This is a genomic window from Brachybacterium vulturis (assembly GCF_043641765.1).
GTDB lineage: Bacteria > Actinomycetota > Actinomycetes > Actinomycetales > Dermabacteraceae > Brachybacterium > Brachybacterium vulturis_A.
In genome coordinates this window covers 44,946-70,526 of the sequence record NZ_JBHZRO010000014.1, presented here as the reverse complement: position 1 = coordinate 70,526, position 25,581 = coordinate 44,946, and the positions used below count along the sequence as shown (strand labels likewise).

The 25,581-nt window shown below is 71.9% G+C and carries 24 protein-coding genes and 1 pseudogene; 12 read left to right on the top strand and 13 right to left on the bottom strand.

Going from position 1 to position 25,581, the window contains the following annotated elements:
• Nucleotides 1-112: 112 nt before the first annotated feature.
• The 7 genes from tatC to ACHUEU_RS11850 are packed head-to-tail and all read left to right on the top strand — an operon-like array spanning nt 113 to nt 8,765.
• Nucleotides 113-979 (top strand): twin-arginine translocase subunit TatC, encoded by an 867-nt coding sequence (gene tatC / locus ACHUEU_RS11880; protein ID WP_394216333.1) that lies wholly within the window; start codon nt 113-115, stop codon nt 977-979.
• On the top strand, nt 976-1,935 hold the full coding sequence (locus ACHUEU_RS11875) for a diacylglycerol/lipid kinase family protein (RefSeq protein ID WP_394216332.1): 960 nt from the start codon (nt 976-978) through the stop codon (nt 1,933-1,935). Before tatC ends, ACHUEU_RS11875 begins: the two co-directional genes overlap by 4 nt.
• Nucleotides 1,932-4,895 (top strand): DEAD/DEAH box helicase, encoded by a 2,964-nt coding sequence (locus ACHUEU_RS11870; protein WP_394216331.1) that lies wholly within the window; start codon nt 1,932-1,934, stop codon nt 4,893-4,895. Before ACHUEU_RS11875 ends, ACHUEU_RS11870 begins: the two co-directional genes overlap by 4 nt.
• A gap of 35 nt (nt 4,896-4,930) precedes the next feature.
• A complete protein-coding gene (locus ACHUEU_RS11865; RefSeq protein WP_394216330.1) occupies nt 4,931-5,749 on the top strand; it encodes a hypothetical protein in 819 nt (272 codons plus the stop codon).
• Nucleotides 5,746-7,389 (top strand): apolipoprotein N-acyltransferase, encoded by a 1,644-nt coding sequence (gene lnt, locus ACHUEU_RS11860; protein WP_394216329.1) that lies wholly within the window; start codon nt 5,746-5,748, stop codon nt 7,387-7,389. Before ACHUEU_RS11865 ends, lnt begins: the two co-directional genes overlap by 4 nt.
• 1 nt (nt 7,390) lies before the next feature.
• Entirely contained in the window at nt 7,391-8,146 is a 756-nt protein-coding gene (locus ACHUEU_RS11855; protein ID WP_394216328.1) for a polyprenol monophosphomannose synthase, read from the top strand.
• A 46-nt stretch (nt 8,147-8,192) separates the two neighbouring features.
• Nucleotides 8,193-8,765 carry an FxsA family protein gene (locus ACHUEU_RS11850; RefSeq protein WP_394216327.1) on the top strand — a complete coding sequence of 191 codons (573 nt, stop codon included), beginning with the start codon at nt 8,193-8,195 and terminating at the stop codon, nt 8,763-8,765.
• Nucleotides 8,766-8,843: 78 nt separating this feature from the next.
• On the opposite strand, the gene ACHUEU_RS11845 is transcribed toward ACHUEU_RS11850, so the two are convergent.
• The 5 genes from ACHUEU_RS11845 to ACHUEU_RS11825 all read right to left on the bottom strand — a co-directional run bounded on the left by ACHUEU_RS11845 (nt 8,844) and on the right by ACHUEU_RS11825 (nt 13,164).
• A complete protein-coding gene (locus ACHUEU_RS11845) occupies nt 8,844-9,194 on the bottom strand; it encodes an RNA polymerase-binding protein RbpA (RefSeq protein ID WP_394216326.1) in 351 nt (116 codons plus the stop codon).
• 149 nt (nt 9,195-9,343) lie between these two features.
• Nucleotides 9,344-10,156: a glycerophosphodiester phosphodiesterase family protein gene (locus ACHUEU_RS11840; RefSeq protein ID WP_394216325.1), complete on the bottom strand. Its 813-nt coding sequence runs from the start codon at nt 10,154-10,156 to the stop codon at nt 9,344-9,346.
• The gene (locus ACHUEU_RS11835) at nt 10,128-11,036 is read right to left on the bottom strand and encodes an SURF1 family cytochrome oxidase biogenesis protein (RefSeq protein WP_394216324.1); all 909 of its coding nucleotides are present in this window, start codon (nt 11,034-11,036) and stop codon (nt 10,128-10,130) included. Before ACHUEU_RS11835 ends, ACHUEU_RS11840 begins: the two co-directional genes overlap by 29 nt.
• Nucleotides 11,033-11,548, bottom strand: coding sequence for a hypothetical protein (locus ACHUEU_RS11830; protein ID WP_394216323.1), 516 nt, complete (start codon nt 11,546-11,548; stop codon nt 11,033-11,035). The genes ACHUEU_RS11835 and ACHUEU_RS11830 overlap by 4 nt, the downstream gene beginning before the upstream one ends.
• Nucleotides 11,545-13,164: a hypothetical protein gene (locus ACHUEU_RS11825; RefSeq protein ID WP_394216322.1), complete on the bottom strand. Its 1,620-nt coding sequence runs from the start codon at nt 13,162-13,164 to the stop codon at nt 11,545-11,547. Before ACHUEU_RS11825 ends, ACHUEU_RS11830 begins: the two co-directional genes overlap by 4 nt.
• Before the next feature lie 184 nt (nt 13,165-13,348).
• Between ACHUEU_RS11825 and ACHUEU_RS11820 the strand changes: the two genes are divergently transcribed.
• The gene (locus ACHUEU_RS11820; protein WP_394216321.1) at nt 13,349-14,074 is read left to right on the top strand and encodes a beta-ketoacyl-ACP reductase; all 726 of its coding nucleotides are present in this window, start codon (nt 13,349-13,351) and stop codon (nt 14,072-14,074) included.
• 45 nt (nt 14,075-14,119) lie between these two features.
• Entirely contained in the window at nt 14,120-14,647 is a 528-nt protein-coding gene (locus tag ACHUEU_RS11815) for a SixA phosphatase family protein (RefSeq protein ID WP_394216320.1), read from the top strand.
• A 23-nt stretch (nt 14,648-14,670) separates the two neighbouring features.
• On the opposite strand, the gene serB is transcribed toward ACHUEU_RS11815, so the two are convergent.
• Together serB and glgC are read right to left on the bottom strand one after the other, a co-directional pair.
• Entirely contained in the window at nt 14,671-15,339 is a 669-nt protein-coding gene (serB, locus tag ACHUEU_RS11810; RefSeq protein ID WP_394216319.1) for a phosphoserine phosphatase SerB, read from the bottom strand.
• Nucleotides 15,336-16,577, bottom strand: coding sequence for a glucose-1-phosphate adenylyltransferase (gene glgC / locus ACHUEU_RS11805; protein ID WP_394216318.1), 1,242 nt, complete (start codon nt 16,575-16,577; stop codon nt 15,336-15,338). Before glgC ends, serB begins: the two co-directional genes overlap by 4 nt.
• Nucleotides 16,578-16,690: 113 nt before the next feature.
• On the opposite strand from glgC, the gene glgA reads away from it, so the two are divergent.
• Nucleotides 16,691-17,884 carry a glycogen synthase gene (gene glgA / locus ACHUEU_RS11800; RefSeq protein ID WP_394216317.1) on the top strand — a complete coding sequence of 398 codons (1,194 nt, stop codon included), beginning with the start codon at nt 16,691-16,693 and terminating at the stop codon, nt 17,882-17,884.
• A 31-nt stretch (nt 17,885-17,915) separates the two neighbouring features.
• On the opposite strand, the gene ACHUEU_RS11795 is transcribed toward glgA, so the two are convergent.
• On the bottom strand, nt 17,916-18,701 hold the full coding sequence (locus tag ACHUEU_RS11795; RefSeq protein ID WP_394216316.1) for a hypothetical protein: 786 nt from the start codon (nt 18,699-18,701) through the stop codon (nt 17,916-17,918).
• Entirely contained in the window at nt 18,698-20,212 is a 1,515-nt protein-coding gene (locus ACHUEU_RS11790; protein WP_394216315.1) for an RNB domain-containing ribonuclease, read from the bottom strand. The genes ACHUEU_RS11795 and ACHUEU_RS11790 overlap by 4 nt, the downstream gene beginning before the upstream one ends.
• Nucleotides 20,213-20,313: 101 nt before the next feature.
• Between ACHUEU_RS11790 and ACHUEU_RS11785 the strand changes: the two genes are divergently transcribed.
• Together ACHUEU_RS11785 and ACHUEU_RS11780 are read left to right on the top strand one after the other, a co-directional pair.
• The gene (locus ACHUEU_RS11785) at nt 20,314-21,105 is read left to right on the top strand and encodes an ABC transporter ATP-binding protein (protein WP_394216314.1); all 792 of its coding nucleotides are present in this window, start codon (nt 20,314-20,316) and stop codon (nt 21,103-21,105) included.
• 82 nt (nt 21,106-21,187) lie between these two features.
• Nucleotides 21,188-21,952, top strand: coding sequence for a TrmH family RNA methyltransferase (locus ACHUEU_RS11780; protein WP_394216371.1), 765 nt, complete (start codon nt 21,188-21,190; stop codon nt 21,950-21,952).
• 12 nt (nt 21,953-21,964) lie between these two features.
• On the opposite strand, the gene ACHUEU_RS11775 is transcribed toward ACHUEU_RS11780, so the two are convergent.
• The 4 genes and pseudogenes from ACHUEU_RS11775 to ACHUEU_RS11760 form a co-directional block, all read right to left on the bottom strand.
• Complete coding sequence (locus ACHUEU_RS11775; protein ID WP_394216313.1) at nt 21,965-22,900, bottom strand: alpha/beta hydrolase; 936 nt, start codon at nt 22,898-22,900, stop codon at nt 21,965-21,967.
• 31 nt (nt 22,901-22,931) lie between these two features.
• The gene (locus ACHUEU_RS11770) at nt 22,932-23,963 is read right to left on the bottom strand and encodes an NAD(P)-dependent alcohol dehydrogenase (RefSeq protein WP_394216312.1); all 1,032 of its coding nucleotides are present in this window, start codon (nt 23,961-23,963) and stop codon (nt 22,932-22,934) included.
• A 31-nt stretch (nt 23,964-23,994) separates the two neighbouring features.
• Complete coding sequence (locus tag ACHUEU_RS11765; protein ID WP_394216372.1) at nt 23,995-24,579, bottom strand: MFS transporter; 585 nt, start codon at nt 24,577-24,579, stop codon at nt 23,995-23,997.
• A 70-nt stretch (nt 24,580-24,649) separates the two neighbouring features.
• A pseudogene (locus ACHUEU_RS11760) lies at nt 24,650-25,177 on the bottom strand (MFS transporter); the annotation flags it as partial.
• Between the last annotated feature and the right edge of the window lie 404 nt (nt 25,178-25,581).

Sequence of the window (25,581 nt, the reverse complement as noted above, 5' to 3'; positions counted from 1 at the left end):
CGCGCCATCGACGGCGGACCCGGTCGAGTGATCGATCGGGCCCGGAGCGCTGGGAGGACACAGATCCGTGGCGAGTGATACGCAGGGACGCGGGCCGGCCGAGGCGGAGCCCGTGACGAGACCCGGCCGGGACCCCGAGGGACGCATGTCCCTCGGCGAGCACCTGGTAGAGCTGCGCAACAGGCTGCTGATCAGTGCGATCACCGTCCTGCTGCTCTCGATCGGCGGCTGGTTCCTGTTCCCCTGGGTCTTCGAGGCCGTGAAGGCACCGATCGAAGCGGCCGGCGAGGATTCCGATCTCCAGGCGCTGATCAACTTCCAGGGCGTCGGCCAGGGGCTGAACGTCAAGCTGCAGATGGCCGCCTACATCGGTCTGATCCTGTCCTCGCCGATGCTCATCGCGCAGATCTGGCTGTTCGTGATGCCGGGTCTGCACAGGAACGAGCGGAAGTACGCGATCGGCTTCTTCGGCTCCGCGATCCCGCTGTTCTTCCTCGGCTGCCTCGCGGGCTACTGGGCCGTGAACCAGCTGGTGCCGGTGCTGATGAGCTTCACCCCCACCGAGGGCTCGACCTCCCAGATCATCCCCTACGACCAGTACCTGGCACTGCTGATCAAGACGATGCTCGCCTTCGGGGTCGCCTTCGTGATCCCGGTGGTGATGGTGCTGCTGAACTTCATGGGCCTGGTCAGCGGCAGGGCGATGCTGAAGGCGTGGCGCTGGATCATCTTCCTCAGCTTCGCCTTCACCGCGGTCATGGTCCCGACCCCCGAACCCGTGACCCTGATCGCGATGTCCGCGGCGATCGCGAGCCTCTTCTTCGGCGCGATCGTCATCGCCCTGCTCCACGACCGCCGAGCGGGTCGCCGTTCCGGCGACGCCGACCTCGCGGACGATGAAGCGAGCAGCATCGATGACGAGGTCGAGAAGGTCGAGGGGCCGTCGCGTCTGGACGACACCGACGAGGACCGGCGGTGAGCAGGCTCCGGGTGGGCCTGCTCGCGAACCCGACGGCCGCGCAGGGGACCGCCCACCGCGTCGGCCGCCAGGTGGATCACCTCCTGCGCCTGGCCGGGATCTCGGTGGTCGATCTCTCGGGTCCCTCGGCCGCGGTGGCCCGGGCGCGCGCGGAGGAGGTCCGCGACTCGTTGACGGCCCTGGTGGTCGTGGGCGGGGACGGCACCGTCTCGCTCGGTGCCGAGATCGTCGCCGGCAGCCCGGTGCGCCTCGGCGTGGTCCCGGTCGGCAGCGGCAACGACTTCGCCCGCTCGCTCGGGCTGGCGGTCAACGACCCCGAGACCTCCACGCGGACCCTGCTGCATGCGCTGTCCCGGCCGGTGGTGGCCGTCGACGCGATCGAGATCACCGGCACCTGGCAGCACGGGTCGGGACAGCGCTCCCTCGCCCTCGGCAACCTGAACCTCGGCTTCGACGCCCTGGTCAACGCCCGCGCGAACAGGGCCCGCTCGGGGCATGCCGTCCGCTACACCACCGCTGTGCTGCGCGAGCTGCGCGCGTTCACGCCCCTGCCGTTCTGGATGGAGATCGACGGCGGCGCACGGATCGAGCTGGACGCGACGGTGCTGACCCTGTGCAACTCGGGAATGTTCGGCCGTGGGATGCGGATGGTGCCGGACGCCCGCATCGACGACGGGGTGCTCGAGCTCGCCACCGTCGCCGGCATCGGCCGTCGGCAGCTGCTGCGCCTGTTCCCCCGGGTCTTCGCCGGCACCCACACCTCGCTGGCCGCCGTCGATATCCGCCCCGTCGAGCAGCTCACCATCGGCCTCCGCCACGGGCGCATGCTGCGCGCCTACGCTGACGGGGAGCCCCGCGAGCTGCTGCCGCTGACCGCCCGGGTGCTGCCCGGCGCCGTCCGTCTGCTCGCGGAGCCGTCCGGCACGATGACCGCCGATCCTCAGGACTCGCAGTGACCTCACCCGCGGACCGCTACGCGCGATGGCAGGCCGAGGTGCAGCAGGAGCGCACCTCCGTCGAGCTCACGGCCTTCACCGCCCGCTATCCCTTCACCCTGGACGATTTCCAGCTCGCGGCCGGCCGCGCCCTCGAAGGGGGCAGCTCCGTGCTGGTCGCCGCACCCACTGGAGCCGGCAAGACCGTGGTGGGCGAGTTCGCCGTGCACCTGGCCCTGGCCCGCGGGCACAAGGTTTTCTACACCGCCCCGATCAAGGCCCTGTCGAACCAGAAGTTCGGCGAGCTGGTCGACTGGCTGGGGGCGGACCGGGTGGGTCTGCTCACCGGGGACACCTCCATCCGTCCCGACGCCGAGGTGGTGGTGATGACCACCGAGGTGCTGCGCAACATGCTGTACGCCGATTCGGACCTGCTCGTCGGGCTGGGCTTCGTGGTGATGGACGAGGTGCACTACCTCGCCGATCGGATGCGCGGCCCCGTGTGGGAGGAGGTCATCATCCACCTGCACGACTCGGTGCGACTGGTCTCGCTGTCCGCGACCGTCTCCAACGCCGAGGAGTTCGGCGCCTGGCTGCAGGAGGTCCGCGGCAGCACCGAGATCATCGTCTCCGAGACCCGACCGGTGCCCCTGTGGCAGCACGTCGTGGTCGGCGACGAGCTGCTGGACCTGTTCGTCGATGCCCACGGGGAGGCGGTGGTCTCCCAGGGCCCCGGTGCACGCGCCGACCGCCGGGTCAATCCCGAGATCGAGCGCGTCACCTCCTTCTCCCTCCCGGTCGATGAGCGCAGCGGCGGTGCGCGGGACAGCGGATACCGCGGGCGCAAGGGCACCGGCGGCAGGCACCGCCCCCGGGGCTCCGGCCAGCACCGTCCGCCGCACCAGCGCAAGGGCCGCGGTCCGTACCGGAGCAGCGGCCACGGCGGCGACAGCGGCTGGGGCGGGGGAGGCCGCCCGGGATCCGGACCGCACCGCCACGAGGACCGAGCCGGCGGTGCCCTGCGGCCGGCACGGCGGCCGGACGTCGTGGAGCTGCTGGACGATGCCGCGCTGCTGCCCGCCATCATGTTCATCTTCTCCCGCGCCGGCTGCGACGGCGCGGTGCAGCAGTGCACGCGGGCCCGGCTGCGCCTGACCGACGACCGCGAGCGGCGGGAGATCCGCGCGGTGCTGGACGAGCAGCTCGGGGGCATCGGCGTCGAGGACGAGGAGGTGCTCTCGCTGGACACCTTCCGCCGGGCCGCGCTGGACGGCTTCGCCGCCCATCACGCCGGGATGCTCCCGCTGCTGAAGAGCGTCGTCGAGGCGCTGTTCGCCCGCGGCCTGATCAAGGTGGTCTTCGCCACCGAGACGCTGGCGCTGGGGATCAACATGCCCGCCCGTTCCGTGGTGCTCGAGAAGCTGGTGAAGTTCAACGGCGTCGATCACGCGGACCTCACGCCGGGGGAGTTCACGCAGCTCACCGGCCGTGCGGGCCGCCGCGGCATCGACACCGAGGGGCATGCCGTGGTGCTCGCCGGCCCGCGCTTCGATGCCCCGGCCGTGGCCTCCCTCGCCTCCAAGCGCACCTATCCGCTGCGCTCCGCCTTCCGGCCCACCCCGAACATGGCGGTGAACCTGCTGGACCGCTTCGACCTCTCCCGCGCCCGGGAGACCCTCGAGACCAGCTTCGCCCAGTTCCAGGCGGACCGTTCGGTGGTGGGCCTGGCCCGTCGCGCCCGGGAGCTGGAGGACACCGCCGAGGACTACCGCGCGGCGGTCACCTGCGAGCGCGGGGACCTGCTGGAGTACGCACGGATCCAGGAGGCGATCACCGACCGGGAGAAGTCGCTCTCCCGGGAGCGGGCCGCACGGGACCGGGACCGCACCCGCAACGTGCTCGGCGACCTCCGCCGCGGCGAGGTGATCGCCCTGCCCGGCGGGAAGCGCCGCGGCTATGCGGTGGTGCTGGAGGTCGACCGTGCGGTGCTCGGCGGCCCGCAGGTGGACCTGCTGGACACCGAGGGGCGCCGGCGCAGCCTCCGCCCCGGGGACGTGCCCTCCCCACCTGCCGTCATCGACACGCTGCGGCTGCCGCGCCAGGACTCGCTCGGCAGCGGCAGGGTGCGCAAGGACACCGCCGCCGCCCTGCGTCAGCGCCTGGCGGGGCAGGACGATGACGCACGTGCCGAGGTGCGTCGCCGTGCCGGTCGCAGCCCGTCGACCGCCGCCACCGACGAGCAGCTGCTCGCTCTGCGCGAGCAGCTCGCCGCCCATCCCTGCACCGCCTGCCCCGATCTCGAGTCCCATCTGCGCTGGATGGGCCGGTGGCGGAAGTCCCGCGCGGAGCTCGAGGGCGTCCAGCGGCGCATCCGCGGCCGCACCAGCTCCCTGGCCCGGCAGTTCGACCGTCTCACCGATCTGCTGAGCGAGCTCGGCTACCTCGCGCCCGAGGTCCCCGCGGGCCCCGCGGGCGAGGAGCTTCGCCCCACCGCCAGCGGGTTGCGGCTGCGGCGGCTGTTCAGCGACCGCGACCTGCTCATCGCGCAGTGCCTCGAGCACGGCGCCTGGAGAGGTCTGGACCCCGCCGGGCTGGCGGCCGTGGTCTCCGCCGCGGTCCATGAGACCCGCCGCGATGACCGTGCTCCCGAGCTGATCCCCGATCCCGCCGTCGACGCCGCGCTCGCGGCCTCGATGCGTCTGGCCGCCGCACTGCAGTCCGCCGAGGCCCGCCACGGCCTGACCCCGACCACTGCTCCGGACCCGGCGATCGCCGCGATCGTCCACCGCTGGGCGCGGGGCGCGCACCTGGCCGCGGCGCTCGAGGGCAACGACCTGCCGCCCGGGGACTTCGTGCGCCACTGCCGGCAGGTCATCGACCTGCTCGATCAGCTCACCGCCGACGAGGAGCTCGGCCCGGTGGCCCGGCAGTCCATCCGTGCCGTGCGCCGGGGCCTGGTGGCCCAGGAGATCGACCGCTGAGCGTTCTCCCAGGAGAACGCGAGAGGCTGGGGACCGTGAGCCAGAACGACACCTTCTCGAACGCCGCCGCAGCCACCGCCGCTCCGCACCGCGCCGCGGGCCGGATCGCGCCCCCGACGCTGTACACGGGCATCGTGCTGTACAGCGCCAAGGACCCCGAGGCCTCCGCCATGCTGGTCGCTGACGGGCTGATCGCCTGGACCGGCCCGGAGGACACCGGCCGCATGCTCCACGCCGACGTCCAGCGCGTCGATGCCACTGGCTGCCTGGTCACGCCCGGCTTCGTCGACGCCGCCGCCACCGCGGACGGTGAGGACCCGGACCCGGCCACCGCTGCCGACGCCGCCGCCCGGGGCGTCGTGCTGCGCCTGCCCGGCCCCACCGGGGAGCGGGAGGGCGTGCGGATCATCGCACCGGTCACCGAGAGCGCCGATTACTTGGACCTGGTCACCGAGGGGACTCCGCTCGCCTTCGGCTCCGCGGCGGCGCCCGGGTCCGCCGATCCCTGGGACTGGGTGCGCGGTGCCGCTCGCACCAGCCCGGCGGAGCAGCGGATCAGCGACCGCGCCGCCTTCCTCGCCGCCACCCGCGGCGGTCAGCGGGTCGCCGGCAACCGTCACCCCGGCAGCCTGCAGACGGGCCTGCCCGCCACCTTCGTGCTCTGGGAGCCCTGGGACCTCACCGTGCAGTCCCGGGCCGAGCGCGTGGACAGCTGGTCCACCGATCCGCGCTCGCGCACGCCGCTGCTGCCGGATCTCGACCAGGGCACCCCGCGCGTGCTGCGCACCGTGGTGGAGGGCCGGATCCTCCATGACCGCCTCGCGGACGCTCCCCGCGGGCGGGCCGAGGCGTGACGGCGACCGCTGCGGCGACGCGGACCCGGAGGCGTTCGGCGAGGTCCCGCGACGAGTTCGACCCCACCCCGTGGCCGGTCGCGCTGCTGTGCGGGGCGGGGGGCGGGGCCTGCGCCCTGCTGGCCTTCCCGCCCTACGACCTCTGGATGCTGCTGCCCGTCGCGATCGCGCTGCTCGGCGCCGGTCTCCTGGTGCGCTCGCGCTGGCTCGCCGGGCTCGTCTCGCTGCTGTGGGGGTTGGCGCTGTTCGTCCCCCTCACCGCGTGGGCCAGCACCTATGCCGGGACCACGCCCTGGATCGCGCTCGGTGTGTTCGAGGCGCTGTACATCGTGGTCTTCGGTCTGCTGGCCCGCACCGTGATGGTGCGCCGTGGACTGTGCCCGAGCAGCGCGATCGTCGTCTCCGCACTGTGGGTGGCGGTCGAGGCCCTGCGCAGTAACGCTCCCTGGGGAGGCCTGCCGTGGGGCGCGAGCGCCTTCGCCCTCGCGGACGCCCCGCTGCTGCACCTCGCCCCCTGGATCGGCGTCGCCGGGCTGGGGTTCGTCGTCGCCCTGCTGGGCCAGCTGCTCCTGTTCGGTGCCCTCGCCCTGCTGGGCCGCCGCCGCCGCGGCTTCACCGGCTTCTCGGGCGTGTGGCCGTTCGCGATCGCGGTCGCGGCGGTGCTGGCCACCGTCGTGGTCCCGCATCCGGTGAACCGGGCTCCGGTGAACCGGCCCACGATGACCGTGGCCGCGATCCAGGGCTCGATGAGCGCCATCGACCCGGTCTCGTACACCATGCCCGAGGACGTCTTCGCCAACCATCTCGCGGTCACCCGGGAGGTGCTCGAGGGGACCGCGCAGAACGGCACCCAGCTGGACCTGATCGTCTGGCCCGAGGACTCCACGGGCTGGGACCCGCGGCAGGACCCGCAGCTGGCCCGGCAGCTGACGGGGGCCGCGGCGGAGGCCGACGCCCCGCTGCTCGTCGGCACCCAGGTGCGGGTGGGGGAGGAGGAGCGGCTGAACCAATCGGTGCTGTTCACCCCCGGGCAGACCTCCCCGTACGCGTACTCCAAGCGCCATCCGGTGCCCTTCGGCGAGTACATCCCGATGCGGGGACTGTTCAGCCGGCTCTCCGACAAGGTCGATCTGGTCTCCCTCGACATGATCCCGGGCGAGGAGGTCGGGGTGATGGATCTCGACGCCCTGGGACAGGGGCAGGACCGGGTGGGGATCCTCATCTGCTTCGAGATCGCCTACGACTCCCTGGTCCATGACGTGGTCGACGGCGGCGCCGAAGTGATCGTGGTCCAGTCCAACAATGCGCTGTTCGGCGACTCCCACGAAGCCATCCAGCAGCTCGCCCAGGCCGAGGTGATGGCCGTGATGTCCGGTCGCAGCGTGGTGCACATCTCCACCGTCGGGCAGTCGGCGATCTTCAGCCCCACCGGCCGACGGATCGATTTCATCGATCACTGGGAGCAGGGGGCGCTGCTGGCCGACGTCCCGCTGCGCACCGGCATCACCCCTGCGGTCGCGGCCGGGCCCTGGATCGCCGTCGGGCTCAGTGCCGTCGGCGCCGTGGGCCTGTTCGCCGCCCTGGGCGGCGATCGCCGGGCCCTCGCCCGCACCGCCACCCGCCGCCGCCGAGGAGACTGACGTGCATCCCTCCAACGCCCCCCTGCCGCCCACTCTCGTGGTGATCCCCACCTTTGACGAGCGGGAGGCGCTGCCCGGGACGCTCGCGCGCCTGCGCGCCGCGGTGCCGACGGCCGATGTCCTGGTGGTCGACGACTCCTCGCCGGACGGCACCGGTGACTGGGCGGAGTCCGTCGCGGCGAAGGACCCGGCCGTGCACGTGCTCCACCGGGCCGGGAAGCAGGGTCTGGGACCGGCCTACCTGGCGGGCTTCGCCTGGGGCCTCGAGCGCGGCTACCGGCAGCTGGCGGAGATGGACGCCGATGCCTCCCACCGCCCGGAGCAGCTGCCGCGTCTGCTCGAGGCGGTGCGGCGCGGCGCCGACCTGGCGATCGGCTCGCGCTGGGTGGCGCGCGGAGCGGTGCACGACTGGCCGCTGCAGCGCCTGCTGCTCTCCCGCGGCGCGAACCTGTACGTCCGCGCGCTGCTCGGCCTCGGCGTCCGTGATGCGACCGCCGGGTACCGGGTCTTCCGTGCCGAGCTGCTCGAGCAGCTGATCACCACGGACATCGCCTCCCAGGGCTACTGCTTCCAGATCGACATGACCCGCCGGGCCCGGGATCTGGGCGCCGCGATCGCCGAGGTCCCGATCGATTTCGACGAGCGCACCGCGGGCGCGAGCAAGATGTCCGGACGCATCGTGCGGGAGGCGCTGGTGAAGGTGACGTCCTGGGGACTGTCACGTCGCACCCAGGGCCTTCGCAAGGCCCTGCGCTAGTCTGAACCGACCCGACGCCCCAGGAAGCCCCAGGAAGGGAGCATTCGTGACCGCACAGCAGCCCTCCGGCCAGGGCGCTTCGCCGCGCCGCACCACCCCGGCGGGAGCTCCCTCGTCACGCAACGGCTCGCGATGGGGATCGCTGGTGCCCGTCCTGGTCGTCGTGCTGGGCCTGGTCGAGCTCACGATCCTGGTGCTCATCGGGATCAACACCAGCCTCTGGTGGGCGGTGCTGGCCATCGCCATCGGGTGGGTGATCGGGATCGCTCTGCTGGTCGCCGCCGGTCAGCAGTCGTTCGTGCGCCTGCGCTCCCTGCTGCGAGCGGTGAGCGGACGCGGCGACGTCCAGGACCACCTCTCCCGACCCGCCTTCACCCTGGTGGCCGCGCTGTTCTTCTTCTTCCCCGGGATCCTCACCGATCTCATCGGGCTCGTGCTGCTGCTGACCCCCGTCCAGCGGCGCTCCGTGAAGGCGATGGGCCTGGGCAGCGGCGCCGCGGGGGCGCGGACCGTGCTCTACCGCCGCTCCGGCACCGGCGTGATCGACGGCGAGATCATCCTCGAGGACCAGCCGCGAGATCGGGGCGAGGACTCCCCGCCCACCCTGATCCAGGACTGATCACCGGTCCTGCGCCACCACAGAAGCGCCCCCGCTCCGCCGCGAGGCGGCAGCGGGGGCGCTGTCATGAGGAGCCGGTCAGAGGTTGCGGCGCTGATGGAGCTTGCCGGCGCGCAGCAGCTCGAGGCGCTGGTCCAGGAGCACCTGGAGGTCCTCCTCGCTGCGACGCTCGAGCAGCATGTCCCAGTGGGTGCGCACAGGCTTGCCGGCCTTCACCTCGGGGCGTTCGTGGTCACGCAGCAGCGCGGAGGCGTTGCAGCGGCACACCCAGGTGGCGGGGACGTCGGCCTCGACCGAGAAGGGGAGGACGATGGTGTGGCCGTTGGGGCAGTCGTAGACGGCCTCCTGGCGCGGTGCGGCGAGGACGCCCTCGTCGGTCTCCATGGAGAGGGAGCCCAGTCGGGTGCCTCGCAGGCTGCGGCTGTTCATGCGGTTCTCGCTTCCTGCCGGGGTGGTGTCGGACGGCGGGCCGTCCGGTGAGATCTGTGGTGGGTGAGGTCAGTGGACGGCAACGCCCGGTGCTGTCAACGCCGGCGGGGCCGGATCTGTTCCCGGGACCGGTCCCGGGGCCCTTGCTCTCAGGTGCCGTCGAGTAGCTCCGAGAGCAGATCGACACGATTGGTGATGATACCATCCACGCCCTTGACCAGCAGATCCTGCATGCTCCGCGGATCGTCCACGGTCCACACATGAACCTCGCAGCCCGCCCGGTGAGCGGCGGCGATGTTGGCCGTGGTGACGATCTGCACACCGCGGTGGGCCTCGGGGACCTGCAGCGCTCCGTACGGGGCGAGGAGCCGGGAGATCACGGCCTGCGGGGCCTCGAGCGCACGGGCCGCGAGGAAGCGGCCGATCACTCCGCGCGCGGGACTGCGCACCGCGGTGACGCCGGTGGCGGCGTGGAGGGTCGCGAGGGTCTTGCGGACCACCTCCCCGTCGAAGCCGGCCACGCACACCCGGTCTGCGCTGCGGGTGCGGCTGATCGCCGCGACCGCCGGGCCGATGGCCGACGGGTCCTTGATGTCGATGTTGACCGGCACGTCGGCGAAAGTGCCCAGGACGTCCTCGAGCATGGCCAGCGGCTCATCGCCGGCCAGCCGCACGGAGCCGGCCTCGTGAGCGCTGAGCTCACCGATCCGGCGCGGGTCCCCGGCGATGCGCCGGAGGTCCTCGTCGTGGACCGCGAGGGCGAGCCCGTCGCGCGTGGCGCGGGTGTCGGTCTCGAGCATGTCGGCGCCGGCTCGCAGCGCGTCCTCGAAGGCGCGCAGGGTGTTCTCGGCCCCGTCGGTCGCGAGCCCGCGATGGGCGATGCGACGGGGGCGGGGACCGGGGAGGAACCGTGAAGGGATCGCCCGTCCTCGCTCAGGGCCGCTGCTGGTCGATGAGTGCATCTTCTTCCTCCTCGTCCTGGCCCCGGCGCCGGGTGCGGACGGCGCGTCGGGGACGATGATCTGCGGTGCGACGACCCGGCTGCGCGGCCGGGGCGGCCTCGGCATGCGCCTGCTGCTCCTCGGCCGCGAGGTCCTGGAACTGGCGGCGGGTGCGGTAGACCAGTGCGGCGGGGAAGAAGAGCGCGAAGATCCACCATTGGAACGCATAGGACAGGTGCGGGCCGAGCGAGGTGTCGGGAGAGGGCAGTGCGGCGGGCCGTTCGCCGGGCGGTTCCTCTGCGGCCAGCTCCCCGTAGGCGCCGGTGACCAGCTCCTGGGTCGACAGGCCCAGCAGCTGGGCGGATTGGCGGGGGTTGACCGAATGGGTCTGCCCCGGCGGCGGTTCGCGGTCCAGCACCACCTCGGCAGGGCGCAGCCGGACGGTGACGGTCATCTCGCCCTCGGGCACCGGGGCCGGATCGGCCGGCTGGGAGGCACCGCTGACCGAGGGCACCCATCCGCGCACCACCAGCACGGTGGTGCCGTCCTCGGCACGGAAGGGCACCAGCTGCCAGAAGCCCACCCGGCCCGAGAGCTGCCGATTGCGCACGAAGAGCACGCAGTCATCGCCCGTGCAGTAGCTGCCGTGCAGTTCGACCGGGGTCCATTCGGCGGTCACGGGCAGCGGCGCCTCGATGTCCGGCAGCACCTCGTCGAGGGCCACGGGGGCGGCGTCGTAGTTCGACTCGATCACCGCGGCCTGCTCCGCACGGTTCTCGTAGCGACCGAACTGCCACATGCCCAGCAGCACGCAGGCCGCTGCGAGCACCAGCACGGCGACCAGACCCAGCAGGGTCTCGCGGCTCAGCAGGATCTCGCGACGGGAGGAGGCCGTCCTCATCCGTGGACCGGTGGGTCGGCCCCGGCCCCGGGAGCGGCGGCGGCTTCCAGGTGTCCTGCGGCACCGTCGAGGACCCCCGCGAGGTCCTCGATGCCGAAGTCCACGACCATGACGAACAGGATCGCGATGGCCGTCGCGAGGAGGAAGCCCAGCACCGTGACCGCGATGGTCACGCCGAGGCGCAGCCGGGGCCGGTCCGTGCGCGGCGCTGCGGGCGGGAAGCCGTAGTCCTCGCTCTCGAGGTGGTTGTCCGCCCACATGCCGGGGTTGAGGACGGCCACGGGGTACCGCTCGACCCGACGGCGCGGCCGGGCGCCACTGGCGGGGACATCCTCAGAGGCCTGCAGCGGTGCCGGCCCGTGCCCCTCGGGTGCGGCCGATGCCCAGAGTCTCCACCCGGCCGGGACCGGTCCCCAGGAGTGCCCGGGACTGAAGCCGGCCGGTGGGGTCCAGCCGTCGTGCGGCGGCTCCGGCCAGTTCGGCGGCGGGTTGAAGCTCTGGCCCTGGGTCACGCAGGAACGTCCCACCGGTACTGGTCGACGTAGGCGTCGAACTGGAGGGTGAGTCCCTCGGCACGCTTGACGTCGAAGATGATCCGGAACGTGTACTCCTCACCCTCGCTGAACTCCAGAGGACCACCGGTGCCGGCGCCCTCCAGGGAGTAGCTCTCGGAGGAGCGCGAGACCGCGCCGCCGTAGGGCGTGATGACGTCGAACTGGGCGGGATTGAAGCTCATCGTGCCCTCGGCGACGGTCATCTTGGCGGTGAGCACGAGGTATTCCTCGCCGTTCGAGGGCTCGTCGACGGTGCCGTACGTCGTGGCGAGCTCCGTCGCAGGCGCATAGGTCATGTGCACGGCCAGGGTGCCGCTGCCGTCCGAGCCCACGACCTCGGTGGCCTCGGCCGAGGGATCGATGGTGGGCTGATCCGTGGGGATCGGCTCCTCCTCGGTGGTCTCCTCCTCCGCGGAGGTGGCGGCCTCGGTGGTCTCCTCGCCGGTGGTCTGTTCCTGGCTGGTGGTGGTCTGGCCACCGCCGCCGGCGTCCGTGTCGCCGGCGCGGCTGAACAGCCAGATGCCGCCAGCGACCAGCAGGATCAGCACGAGCAGCAGGATGAGCAGGCAGCCGAGCCACCAGAATCGCCGGAGGAAGCCCTTCTGGGGCGGTTCGCCGGCGCCGGTCGAGGCCGTCCAGTGGGAGCCGGCGTCGACGCCGGGGGAGGCCTGCCCGTACCCCGCGGCGGGGTAGTCCGCGGCAGAGCCCTGCCCCGGGTAGCCGGAGGGCGACGCCTGGCCGTAGCCGGGAGCCGGAGAGGCCTGGCCGTAGCCGGGAGCCGGGGACGCCTGGCCGTAACCGGGAGCGGCGGGGGAGGCCTGGCCGTAGTCCGGCGCGGCAGCTGCCTGGCCGGTGGGCTGCTGAGCGGGGTCCCCGGCGCCATGAGCTGCGGCGGCACCAGCGGCCATTCCGCCGGCCGCGCCCGCTCCAGCGGCTGCGGCGGCACCGGAGTCCTCGCCGTGCTGTCCGTCCTGCGCTGCCGGAGCGTCGTGCGCTGCACCGGCAGCAGGTGCTGCGGACTCGTAGGGGGCCTGCTGTGCGAGGTCGGCCTCCAGATCGGGGCCCTGGTACTCGGCGGTCTGCGGGGCGCCGTCGCCGGCCTGACCCTCCTGCGGATCGGTCCCGGCAGCGTGCGGGCCCGAGCCGGCGACATGGGTGGCGTCGTCCGCTGCGGCGCCGTCATGATCCTCGTTGCCCTCCGCCGTGGCCGCCCGGTGGCCGGGGGAATCCTGAGCTGCCGGTGCGTCCGTCGGCTGCGCCCCCGATCCATAGGGATCCATCGCCCCGTACTGACCGGCCGGCACCTGCGAGGTTGCCGGTTCCGCGGGTTCCGCGGGCTCGGCGGTCTCCTCACGCGGGCCGGTGGAGACCACACGGGTGGCGTCCTCCTCGGCGTCGGCCGCAGCCTGTGCATCGGACTGGGCCGGAGCGGCGGGCGGCTGCTCCTCGGCCACCCAGAAGTTCCATCCCTCCGGTGCCGGTCCCCAGGACGGATCGGGCTGCCATCCGGGAGGCGGGCTCCAGCCTGCATCCTCGATCGGCCAGTTCGGCGGAGGGTTGAAGCGGTATGCCATCGGGTAGCACCTTCCGGGGCGATACGGGGTGGACGGGCTCCCCCTCGGATCCCGACACTCTCTCGCCACGTATCGTAGAGCACAGGGCTGCGTCGAGGCGTCAGCCCTGTGCTCTGACATCGTCCCTCGAGGCCGATCCCGGCCTCACGGAACACTCACCCCGATCACTCACCCAGGAGTTCGCATGACCGACGCCATCACCGAGCCGCGCAGTGTCCTGATCACCGGAGGGAATCGGGGCATCGGCCGCTCGATCGCCGAGGAGTTCCTCCGCCGCGGGCACAAGGTGGCCGTCACCAGCAGGTCCGGCGAGGGCGGCCCGGAGGGTGCGCTCACCGTGGCCGCGGACGTCACCGACGGCGGCAGCCTCGACGCGGCGATCACGACCGTCGAGCAGGCGCACGGACCGATCGAGGTGCTGATCGCCAATGCCGGGATCACCGATGACCAGCTGCTGCTGAGGATGAGCGACGAGTCCTTCGAGAAGGTGCTCGACACCAATCTCACCGGTGCCTTCCGCACCGTGAGGCGGGTCATCAAGTCGATGATGCGCGCGAAGAAGGGCCGCATCGTGCTGATCAGCTCCGTGGTGGGGTTGTACGGTTCTCCCGGACAGGTCAACTACGCCGCGTCCAAGTCCGGTCTGATCGGCATCGCCCGCGCGCTCACCCGCGAGCTCGGCTCCCGCGGCATCACGGCGAACGTGGTCGCCCCCGGCTACATCGACACCGAGATGACCCAGGCCCTGCCGGAGGACCTCCAGGACACCTATCGCAAGGCCATCCCGGCCGGTCGCTTCGCCGACCCGGTCGAGGTCGCCAAGGCGGTCACCTTCCTCGCGAGCGACGATGCCGCCTACATCTCCGGTGCGGTGATCCCCGTCGACGGCGGTCTCGGCATGGGACACTGACCCAGTCCTCGCACCACTTCCTACGTAAGGCGTGAACCCAACCCGATGTCATCCTCCGACCCTGACAGTCGCCTGCTGCTCCTGATGCGTCACGGCAAGGCGGAGAGCGGTTCCGGCCGGCCTGACCACGAACGCGCTCTGGCCGATCGGGGACTGACCCAGGCACAGCTGGTGGGGGAGTACCTCGACGCGCAGAACGTGCAGGTCTCCCGGGTGCTGGTCTCCGATGCCGTGCGGACCACCCAGACCTGGGAGGCCACCGCTGCGGCGATGCCGGGGTTCGACGGCGAGGTCTCCTTCCACGAGGAGATCTACTCCGGCGGGGCAGCTGATGTGCTGGCCCTGGTGCACGGCGTGGACGCCTCTCACCCGGTGGTGATGGTGGTCGGCCATGAGCCGACGATCTCCACCCTCACCTCTCTGCTGGCCGCGGACGACTCCGAGGCGGGCGCGGTCGCCCAGGCCCGGATCGGGATGCCCACCGGGGCGACGGCGGTGCTCTCGGGGTCGCTGGACGACTGGAGGAGCCTCGAGGAGGCCTCGCTGACGCTGCACACCATCGTCCGCCCCTGAACGGACGCCCGGCGTCCGCGGGCTCAGCGGTGCGCCGCGACCGCCTCGAGACGTGGCCAGGCCTCCAGCAGCGACGGCCCCTCGATGACCACGTCGGCGACTTCCCGCAGCGCCGGCTTGGCTCGGAACGCGATCCCGGTCCCGGCGGCGGCGAGCATCTCGCGATCATTGGCCCCATCGCCCAGGGCGACGATCTGCGCGGCCGGGACGGAATAGCGTCGAGCGAGCTCCTCGAGGGTGTGACGCTTCGCGACCCCGTCGATGATCGGGCCTGTCACCTTCCCGGTGAAGCGGCCCTGGACGATCTCGAAGCGGTTGGCGCGCACGTGGTCGATCCCCACCCGGGCGGCGAGCTCATCGATCACCTCGTGGAACCCCCCGGAGACCAGTGCGGTCACCCAGCCGGCATCCTGCGCGCGACGCACCAGCTCCAGGGCACCCGGCGTCGGCACCAGCACGGCCCGCACCTCGGCCAGCACGGACTCCTCCAAGCCCTCCAGCAGCGCCACCCGGGCGCGCAGCGACTGGGCGAAGTCGAGCTCGCCGCGCATGGCGGCGGTGGTAATCTCCTCGACCTGGTCGCGCACCCCGGCATGCTCGGCGACCAGCTCGATCACCTCCTGGGTGAGGAAGGTCGAGTCGACGTCGGAGACCAGCAGCCCGGTCGCCGGGACCGGCCGCTGAACCGTCACGGCGTGATGACCGTGCCCTTGCCGAGAACCGTGATGCCGGACTCGGTGACCACCCAGCCGCGGGCGCGATCCTTCTCCGCGTCCAGTCCGATCTGGGTGCGCGGCGGCACCACCACGGACTTGTCGATGATCGCCCGATGGATCTGGCAGTGGCGGCCCACGGTCACATCGTCCATCAGCACCGAATCGGAGACGTTCGACCACGAGTTGATGCGCACCCCCGGGGAGAGCACGGAGCTCGAGACCTGGGCACCGGAGACCACCACGCCCGGGGAGATGATGGAGTCGACCGCGGAGCCGACCCGGCCCGGACCCGCGTGCACGAACTTCGCCGGCGGGGCGTTGCGGTGCCCGGTGAAGGTGGGCCACTCGTGGTTGTAGAGGTTGAACACGGGATGGATCGAGATCAGATCCATGTGCGCCTCGTAGAACGCGTCGAGCGTGCCGACGTCCCGCCAGTAGTCCTGGTCCCGGTCGGTGGAGCCGGGCACCACGTTGTGGATGAAGTCGTACACCGCGGCATCCTCCGCCGCGACGAAGGAGGGGACGATGTCCCCGCCCATGTCGTGCTGGGAGGAGTCGTCCTGCGCATCCCGGGTGACGGCCTCGACCAGGGCATCGGCGGTGAAGATGTAGTTGCCCATGGAGGCGAGGATGGAGCCGGGATCGTCGGCCAGCCCCGCGGTCTCGCGCGGCTTCTCGACGAAGGCCTTGATCGTGGTGGGGTCCGATGGATCGGTCTCGATCACGCCGAACTGGTCGGACATCTCGATCGGCTGCCGGATCGCGGCGACGGTGCAGGACTTCCCCGACTCGATATGGGCCTCCAGCATCTGCGAGAAGTCCATCCGGTAGATGTTGTCGGCGCCGACCACCATGACGTACTCGGGCTTCTCGTCGTAGATCAGGTTCAGCGACTGGGCGATCGCGTCGGCGCTGCCGCGGAACCAGTGCTTGCCCATGCGCTGCTGCGCCGGGACCGGGGCGACGTAGTTGCCCAGCAGCGAGCTCATGCGCCAGGTCTGGGCGACGTGCTTGTCCAGCGAGTGCGACTTGTACTGGGTGAGGACGACGATGCGGAGATAGCCGGAGTTGGCGAGATTCGACAGGGCGAAATCGATGAGACGGTAGATGCCGCCGAACGGCACTGCGGGCTTGGCCCGATCGAGGGTCAGCGGCATCAGCCGCTTCCCCTCACCGCCGGCGAGAACGATGGCGAGAACCTTTTTGGACGACATGGTGCGAGGATAGTCCAGACGTGGCACTCGTCACGCGCCGTCCGTCCAATCGGACGGCAGGAGGATCTGAGACGCCGCTGGAACAGCTGCCGCAGAAGGAGGAGGAGTCGGATATGCGTGTCGATCTGCTCACCAAGGAGTACCCGCCCGAGGTCTACGGCGGCGCCGGAGTCCACGTCGCCGAGCTGACGAAGGTGCTGCGGCCGCACATCGACGTGCGGGTGCGGGCTTTCGGCGCCCCGCGCGAGGAGGAGAGCACCTTCTCGTACTCCACGCCCGCGGAGCTCGAGGGCGCCAACGCCGCCCTGTCCACCCTCGGCACCGACCTGCTGATCGCCGCGGACTGCGCCGGCGCCGACCTGCTCCACTCCCACACCTGGTACGCGAACTTCGCCGGCCACATGGGGTCCCTGCTGCACGGCGTCCCGCACGTGCTCTCCGCCCACTCCCTCGAGCCGCTGCGACCGTGGAAGGCCGAGCAGCTCGGCGGCGGCTACGCCGTGAGCTCCTTCGCCGAGCGCACCGCGTACGAAGGCGCTGCGGGGGTCATCGCGGTCTCCGCCGGGATGCGCGAGGACATCCTGCGGTCCTACCCGACGGTCGACCCGGCGAAGGTCCACGTGGTCCACAACGGCATCGACATCGAGCAGTGGTCCCCGAACCCGGAGACCTCGGCACTGACCTCCCGGGGCATCGACCCCGAGGCGCCCACGATCGTGTTCGTCGGCCGCATCACCCGACAGAAGGGGCTGCCGTACTTCCTGCGGGCGGTGCGCGAGCTGCCTGCCGAGTACCAGGTGGTCCTGTGCGCCGGGGCCCCGGACACCCCGGAGATCGCGCAGGAGGTCAACTCGCTGGTGGACGAGCTGTCGAAGAACCGGGGGAACGTGCATCTGATCACCGAGATGCTGCCGCGGCACGAGCTCACCCAGATCCTCACCCATGCCACCGCCTTCGCGTGCCCGAGCATCTACGAGCCGCTGGGGATCGTGAACCTCGAGGCCATGGCCTGCGGCACCCCCGTGGTCGCCTCCGCCACCGGCGGCATCCCCGAGGTCGTCGTCGACGGGGAGACCGGCTACCTGGTCCCGCTCGAGCAGCTCACCGACGGCACCGGCACCCCGGTGGACCCCGAGACGTTCATCGCGGACACCCGGGATGCGCTGGTGCGGATGGTCTCCGACCCGGCACGGGCGCAGCAGATGGGCGAGGCGTCCCGGCGCCGCGCGGCCGAGCACTTCTCCTGGACCTCGATCGCCGAGCGCACCCTGGAGGTCTACCGCACGGTGATCGCGCAGCATTCCTGAGTCCTGCGGGATCGGCGGGGCGGGGCCGTTCTCAGCCGGTCTCCGTCGCGACGATGCGCTCGAGCGTCTCGACCAGGGCGCCGCGGGCCGCCTCGTGCAGCTCGTCCAGCAGTCCGCGACGGGTGAGGGCCTCGGCCAGGTGCACGGTGTGGCCGTGGCCCTCTGCGATCTCCGCCCGGGTCAGCAGCAGGGTCCGTGAGGCGAGCACCAGCAGGTGCGATGCGGACGACTCGAGGTGTCGGGGCAGCGCGGTCGAGATCCAGGTGTCCGGGATGCGCGCCGGTTCGACGGGCTCCTCGGGCACCAGATCGAGATCCACGCTCCCTCCGGCGGTGCGTCGCAGCGCGTGCAGCAGCTCCTCCCGGGCGCTGCCGGAGCTCGCCGTCGGCGGTACCTGCGCCCCGATCGGCGCGGGAACCTTCTGCCAGGTGACGGCGCTGAGCGGCCGCTGCTCGTGCGGGACCGGGGTGATCACGGGGATCAGGGTGTGGTCGGCGATCCCGGCGGCGGTCACCACGATCGCCTGCTCCGCCTCCAGCGCAGGACCGATCGCGGCGGGCGGGCCCACCAGCCCAGCGAGCCGCCCGGGGACGGGCAGCACCAGGCGCAGCTGCGCGAGCGGCAGCTGTCGCAGCGAGGTCATCCACTCGAACAGGTCCTCACCCCGCCCGCTGGGACCGGAGCGACCGACCCCGTAGCTCATCTGGGCGGCGTCATCGGGTCCGAGGTCGCCGCGCAGATAGGCGGCGCTCCACAGCATCAGCACCGCCGCGCGGGGGAGCGCGACGAGGTCGCGGCCGGCAGCCGCCTCGCTCACGCCGCGCCCCCGTCGGCGGGCGTCTCCCCGTCGGCCGCGACGAACTGCGCCCGCCGGGCCGCCCGGTCGACGGACTCCAGCCGCACCCGCACGATCTCGCCGACCGCCGCATCCATCGGCACCCACGCGGTGACCGGCGGATCGCTCAGCTGCACCTCGACGCGGGTCGGGGCGCCGTCCCCGTTGTCCGACCCGGTCGCCTCGCGCCGCTCGATCACCGAGGCCTCGAAGACCTCGCCCACCCAGGCTCCGAGCGCCATCGTCTCGACCAGTTCGAGCGCCGCACGCTCGAGGTTCCCGGCTCGTGCACCGGTGGCCTGCATCGCCTCCGGGATCTCCGCGAGGGCATCCAGCAGCTCCGGGGTGGGCCCGACCCCGCTGACGTGCGCGTGACAGATGAGCAGCACGAAGCGGTCCACCAGGCGGCGCAGCGGCGCGGTGGTGTGGGCGTAGGGCGCGGCGATCGCGGACTGCTCCGGATCCTCGGGCACCTCGTCCGCTGTCGTGAACGCCGCGTACGAGGCACCTCGGAACAGCGAGGTGGCCTGATTCAGCAGGGCCAGGTGCACCGGATCGCGCCAGTCCAGCGAGCGCAGGAAGGCGCCGTAGCTCTGCTCGAGGGGCCAGGGATTGTCGAGCGCCTCGGCCTGGCGGCGGAAGCGGTCCACCGCCGTCTGCTCCGCGGGAGGCATGGTGCGCAGGATCCCGGCGCCGTGCTCGAGCATCAGCTGCGCCGCGGCCATCCCGGTCAGCAGGGAGATCTGAGCGTTGGCGTCCTCGATCGGGTTGGGCCGGCGCCACTGCAGGTGCACCTGCCCGTTGTCGGCGACCACCTCCTGCTCGGGCACGTTCAGGCTCGCCCCGCCGCGCCGTGCCTCGAGCTCGGTGCGCAGCGCCCCGATCTCCTGCAGCAGGAGCATCATCGGATGACCCCGGTCCCGGTCGAGCTCCGTCTGCACCCGGTCGTAGGCGAGCTTCTCGACCGAGCGCACCTGGGCCCGCTCCAGGTCGATGCCGACCACCTCACCGGCCCCGTCGAGGTCGAGCACCCACACGAAGGCGGGGGTGGGCTGGTCCGGCAGCAGCGAGGCGACCCCTTCGGAGAGCACCTCGGGGTGCAGCGGGATACGACGGTCGGGGAGGTAGAGGGTCTCGCCGCGACGGCGCGCCTCGTGGTCGATCGGTCCGTCGAGGTCGACGAACCACGGCACGTCCGCGATCGCGTACAGCACCCGGTACCCGCCGTCGGTGCGCTCGAGGTGCATCGCCTGGTCGAGGTCGGTCGAGGTCTCGGGGTCCAGGGTCACGAAGGGGATCTCGGTGCGGTCGGTGCGTTCCTGGACGGACGTCGCCCGGGCGGCCGCGCTCTCCGCGGCGGCGAGCACCTCCGGCGGGAACTCCAGCGGCGCGCCTCCGTCATGGTCCGCGAGCAGGGCGTCGATGCCGGCCCGGAGCTCGTCGGCCGCGACCGAGCCGCGCGGGGCGTGCAGGGAGACGGGACGACGCAGCACGGGAACCTCCTGAGCGCGGTGCTTCGGGCCCGGTCAGTCTATGGGTGGCACCACGTTCGAGTGGGCCGGATCGCGGCCGCGGAACCGATAGGCTCACAGCCATGTCCGTCGCAGCAGCCCTGAACGATGTCACCGTCCGCCGCAGCGGGACCGCGATCCTCGACGCGGTCTCCCTCGAGGTGGGAGAGGGGGAGCGCTGGGCGGTCCTGGGCCCCAACGGCGCCGGGAAGTCCACCCTGGTGCGCCTGCTCTCCGCCCGCATGCATCCCACCACCGGTACGGTGCACATCCTCGGCGAGCAGCTGGGCAAGGTCGACATCTTCGAGCTGCGCCCGCTGATCGGCCTGGCCAGCCAGGAGCTCGCCGACACCGTCCCGGCCGAGGAGACCGCGGAGAACGTCGTGGTCACCGCCGGCTATGGCGTGGTGGGGCGCTGGCGGGAGGAGTACGACGAGCTGGACCTGGACCGTGCCCGCACCCTGCTGGCCGCCTTCGGGGTCGGCGATCTCGCAGAGCGCAGGTTCGCCACCCTGTCCACCGGCGAGCGCAAGCGCGTGCTCGCCGCCCGCGCCCTGATGACCGACCCCGAGCTGCTGCTGCTGGACGAGCCCGCCGCCGGCCTGGACCTGGGCGGGCGCGAATCGCTGGTGCGCACCCTGGGCCGGCTCGCGAAGGACCCCGCGACCCCGGTGACCGTGCTGGTGACCCACCACGTCGAGGAGATCCCGCCCGGCTACACCCATGTCGCGCTGCTGCGCGAGGGCGGTGTGGTCGCCGCCGGCCCGATCGGCGAGACCCTCACCTCCCAGAACCTTACCCGCACCTTCGGGCTGCCGCTGGTGGTCGAGCAGCGCGGGGAGCGCTTCACCGCCCGCTCGCTCTCGCTGAACTGACCCCGCGGTGGAGACTCCGCAGCGGCGGCAGATCACCGAGCTCACCGACCTCTCGGACCCGGCGCTGGACGACTACCTGCGCATGACCGATGTGCGGCTGCGCTCCCGCGTGGAGGTGGAGCGCGGGTTGTTCATGGCCGAGAGCTTCGAGGTGATCTCCCGCGCGATGGACGCCGGCATGGCGCCGCGCTCCTTCCTGATGAGCGAGAAGTGGCTGACCAAGTTCGCGCCGCTGTACGAGCGGTTCCCCGAGGTGCCGGTCTTCGTCGGCGCGGAGCCGCTGCTTCAGCAGCTCACCGGCTTCCACCTGCACCGCGGCGCGCTCGCGGCGATGCAGCGGCCGCAGCTGCCGACGGTGCCCGAGGTGCTGCGCACAGCCCGCACCGTCGCGGTGATCGAGGACATCGTGGACCACACCAACGTCGGTGCCATGTTCCGCTCCGCCGCCGCCCTCGGCGTCGATGCGGTGCTGGTGACCCCGCAGTGCGCGGACCCGCTGTACCGGCGCTCCATCCGGGTCTCGATGGGCACCGTCTTCCAGGTGCCGTGGACGCGGCTGGAGGCCTGGCCCCGCGAAGGCGTGGACCTGCTGCACGAGGCCGGCTTCGATGTGCTCGCCCTGGCGCTGAGCGAGGGTGCCTCGCCGCTGGATCAGGTGGACCTCGGAGCCGACCGCAAGGTCGCCCTCGTGCTCGGCGCCGAAGGGCACGGGCTGAAGCCCGCGACGCTGCGCGCAGTCGACGAGCACGTCGTGATCCCGATGGCCGGGGGAGTGGACTCCCTGAACGTCGCCGCGGCGAGCGCCGTGGTGTTCTGGCAGCGGCGGGCGGCGCTCGAATCGCAGTGAGCGCTCGCCCCCTCACCCTGCAGGGGGCGCCTCCAGCAGCGTGCGGCGCAGCCACTCCCGCGCTCGAGCCATGAGCGCCTGCGCGGGCCCGGAGTCCCGGGCCCAGCTCTCGAAGCCGTGCGGGGCACCGCGCACGAGGTCCAGCACGACGGGTACACCGGCGCGTTCGAGCCGCATCGCGTAGATCTCGTCCTCGGTGCGGAACAGCTCGATGTCGCCGACGGCGAGGAAGGCCGGGGGCAGGCCGGAGAGATCCTCCCGCCGTGCGGCGGCGGCATAGGGAGGCGCGGTGTCCGCGCCAGGCTCTGTCCCGAGGTAGGCGGACCATGCCACCCGGTTGGCGCGGTTGTTCCATACCCAGTGGTCGATCCGGTCCAGCGACTCGTCCGCGGCCGTGCGATCGTCGATCATCGGGGCGAACAGCCATTGGCCGAGGGGCTGGAGGCCCCCGTCGTCGTGGAGGCGCTGCACGAGCGCGGCGGGGAGACCTCCGCCGGCGCTCTGTCCGCCGATGACGATCCGCGCAGCGTCGAGGCCGAGCTCCTCCGCGTGATCGTGCATCCACTCCCACACCGCATGGACGTCCTCCAGGGCGGCGGGGAAGGGGTGGCCGGGAGCGAAGCGGTAGTTGGCCGAGACCACCGGGATGCCCAGGTCCAGTGAGGTCTCCGCGCACAGCGCCTCGTCCTGCCGGGCATCGCCGAAGAGCAGACCCCCGCCATGGATCCACAGCAGCGCCGCGTCGCCGGTGCGGTGCCGCGGCTGGTACACCCGCATCCGGAGCGCTCCGGAGCGCTGGGTCCTGGCAGAGACCTTCGCGACCTGCGGGACCCGCATCACCCGGGTGGCCAGGCGCAGCACCGTGCGCCTCCGCGCCCGGGACGGATCAGGCACGGGAAGCCTCTGCATCGCCTCGCGAAGAGCCGGGTCGACCTGCTCGATGTCCATCACTCATCGCCCCTGGATCCCCGGCATCGCCTCACAACGCGATCTGGATCTTCACATCCGTCGGCCTGCCCTCGAGGAAGCGCTCGAAGGCGCCGACGGAGTCGTCGAAGGAGAAGGTCTTTGAGACGAAGCGGCTGAGGTCGATCGCATCGGCCGCGGCGAGGTCGATCGCCTTCTGGTAGACGTTCGCGTAGCGGAACACCGTCTCCAGCGAGATGCCGCGGCTCTGGGCGGTGGCGATGTCGAAGGGCACCGGATCCACCGGCATGCCCACCAGCACGATGCGGCCGCCCGGAGCGGGCAGCTCCCACAGCTTCGCGTAGGCGGGAGCGGCGCCGGTGGCCTCGAACACCACCTGCGGGCCCCAGCCGCCGGTCTCCGCGCGCACCCGCTCGCCCAGGTCCTCCTGGGTGGCGTCCACCGTGACGATGCCCTCGAGCCCGTCGAGCAGGGCCAGCTTCTGCGGCAGCACGTCGGAGATGAAGACGGTGCTGGCGCCGCCCGCACGCGCGGCGAGCGCGGTCATGATCCCGATCGTGCCGGCGCCGACGACGGCCGCGACGTCGCCGGGCGTTATCCCGGCCTTCGTCGCCGCGTACATGCCCACGGAGAACGGCTCGATCAGCGCCCCCTCGGCGAAGCTGAGGCTCTCGGGGAGCAGATAGGTGAAGGCGGCGGGGTGGAGGACCTCGTCCACGAGGCAGCCGTGCACGGGCGGGGTGGCCCAGAACTGCACGCCGGGATCCACGTTGTAGTTGCCCTCGCGCACGGCACGGGAGCTGGGATCGGGGACACCGGGCTCCATCGCGACGCGATCGCCGACGGCCAGGTGGGTCACGCCCTCGCCGACCTCTGCGACGGTGCCGGCGCCCTCGTGCCCCAGGATCATCGGGGCCTCGACCACGAACGGGCCGATCCTGCCATCGGTCCAGTAGTGCACGTCCGAGGCGCAGATGCCGACGGTGTGCATCGCGATCCGCACCTCTTCGGGGCCGGGGGAGCCGACGGGCTCGACCTCCTCGATCGACATCCGGTTCTTCTCATGCAGCATCAGCGCGCGCATGCGGGGCTCCTCGGCAAGCTGGGCGGATGGTTCAGGGTCGTGCTGGAGACTCTCCCACACTGTCGGCCTCCGGTCTCTGGCTCACTGCGCGGATCAGCAGCGCCAGCAGCACCGTCGCCGCCGCCAGCCCCCACCATCCCCACCCGGCGCCGAGGGCGATCGCCGCGCCGAGGACGGCCGGCGCGGCGGAGGACATCACTCCGTTGCTGACCCCGTAGAACGCCCCGTACTGGCCCTGCTGCCGCGCCGGCGCCAGGCGGAACAGCAGCTCCATCGTCCCGGCGCTGTACAGCACCTCCCCGGCGGTGTGAGCGACCAGGAAGACGCCCAGCGCGAGCACCAGGACGGCCGGCGAGGCCGACCAGCCGGAGAGGAAGAAGAGGTAGGACATCGCGAGGCAGACGGCGCCGGCGACCAGGCGCCGGCTCGCTGCGCGGATGCTGGTGATCCCGGCGCTGGCCGGCACCTGGAAGGTGGCGGTGAGCAGGGCGTTGAGCGCGACCAGGAGGCCGACGACCCAGGTCAGCTCCGGATGATGGATCACCGTCCACAGGGGGAGTGCGAAGGACAGCACGTGCAGGTAGAGGCCGATCGCGCCGTTGGCGAGCGAGAACACGGCGAACCGTCGATCGGGCAGTAACAGGTGCGGGCGCCCGGTTCCACCCCTCCGGCGCCGCCGGCACCGCGATGGGCAGCAGCAGCCCGGCCGCGATCACGAAGGTGACCGCATCGCCGAGGATCGCGATCCGGAACGCCGTCGCGCTGCCGCTGGCCAGCACCAGCCCGGCCAGCAGAGCACCGGCGGAGATGCCGAGGGTGAGCAGGGACCTCAGCGAGGCGCGGGCGAGCGCCGGATCCTCTCGCGCCACGCGCCGGATCAGGGTGGTGTTCGAGGACATGCACATCCCCTGCCCGAGGCTGATCAGGCACAGCACGAAGACGAAGCTCACCTGGTCCCGGACCACCAGCAGCAGGGCGGTGGCGATGGCGGACAGGACGAGCCCGGCCAGGAGCACGGGTTTCGGGCCCGAGGCATCGGAGAACCTGCCGCTGAGCAGATCGCCGCCGATCGCGAGCACGGTCGCGGCGACGAGCACCCCGGAGACGAAGCCGACGGAGAAGCCGAGGTGCTGGGTGAAGAACAGCACGCTGATCGTGGCGAAGAGCCCGTTGCCGAGCGCATTGACGGTGGTGAGCAGCGCGAGCAGGCGCATCGCGGGGGATGCGGACAGCGTCGCCGCAGCGGTGACGTAGGGGGCGGCGAACAGCTCCCCGAGCGAGGGCCGGCGTCGGCTGCGCGCATTCTTCGGCATGGCCCGACAATAGCGCTTTCTGCGCTGCGATCCCATTCTCAGCATTGATTATCGGGCGGCCTCGGGCTGTGTTACCGTTCCCGCGTCACCGGCGACGACATGGGCGTGCTCCGCATTCGTCGACGCCTCTCAGAAATTCTTCGGAAGTGAGTTTCTCAGCGCCCGCCAGCATCATTCTTCGGCGTCCCGGCGATCGGTGCGCACAAGGCGCGTTCTCGCGGCGCTGCATCGCTTGCCCGCATTGCCCACCTGCCTGCGACACCCCGGGTCGACCCCTCCTCCACAGTGGGTGCCCGTCCACCGTG

Bases quoted from the DNA above. Each gene is read 5' to 3' on its own strand.
- ACHUEU_RS11845 (WP_394216326.1), bottom strand. From the start codon at position 9,194: ATGAACAGCCGCAGCCTGCGAGGCACCCGACTGGGCTCCCTCTCCATG.
- ACHUEU_RS11840 (WP_394216325.1), bottom strand. From the start codon at position 10,156: ATGCACTCATCGACCAGCAGCGGCCCTGAGCGAGGACGGGCGATCCCT.
- ACHUEU_RS11835 (WP_394216324.1), bottom strand. From the start codon at position 11,036: ATGAGGACGGCCTCCTCCCGTCGCGAGATCCTGCTGAGCCGCGAGACC.
- ACHUEU_RS11825 (WP_394216322.1), bottom strand. From the start codon at position 13,164: ATGGCATACCGCTTCAACCCTCCGCCGAACTGGCCGATCGAGGATGCA.
- ACHUEU_RS11820 (WP_394216321.1), top strand. From the start codon at position 13,349: ATGACCGACGCCATCACCGAGCCGCGCAGTGTCCTGATCACCGGAGGG.
- ACHUEU_RS11815 (WP_394216320.1), top strand. From the start codon at position 14,120: ATGTCATCCTCCGACCCTGACAGTCGCCTGCTGCTCCTGATGCGTCAC.
- glgC (WP_394216318.1), bottom strand. From the start codon at position 16,577: ATGTCGTCCAAAAAGGTTCTCGCCATCGTTCTCGCCGGCGGTGAGGGG.
- glgA (WP_394216317.1), top strand. From the start codon at position 16,691: ATGCGTGTCGATCTGCTCACCAAGGAGTACCCGCCCGAGGTCTACGGC.
- ACHUEU_RS11785 (WP_394216314.1), top strand. From the start codon at position 20,314: ATGTCCGTCGCAGCAGCCCTGAACGATGTCACCGTCCGCCGCAGCGGG.
- ACHUEU_RS11780 (WP_394216371.1), top strand. From the start codon at position 21,188: ATGACCGATGTGCGGCTGCGCTCCCGCGTGGAGGTGGAGCGCGGGTTG.
- ACHUEU_RS11775 (WP_394216313.1), bottom strand. From the start codon at position 22,900: ATGGACATCGAGCAGGTCGACCCGGCTCTTCGCGAGGCGATGCAGAGG.
- ACHUEU_RS11770 (WP_394216312.1), bottom strand. From the start codon at position 23,963: ATGCGCGCGCTGATGCTGCATGAGAAGAACCGGATGTCGATCGAGGAG.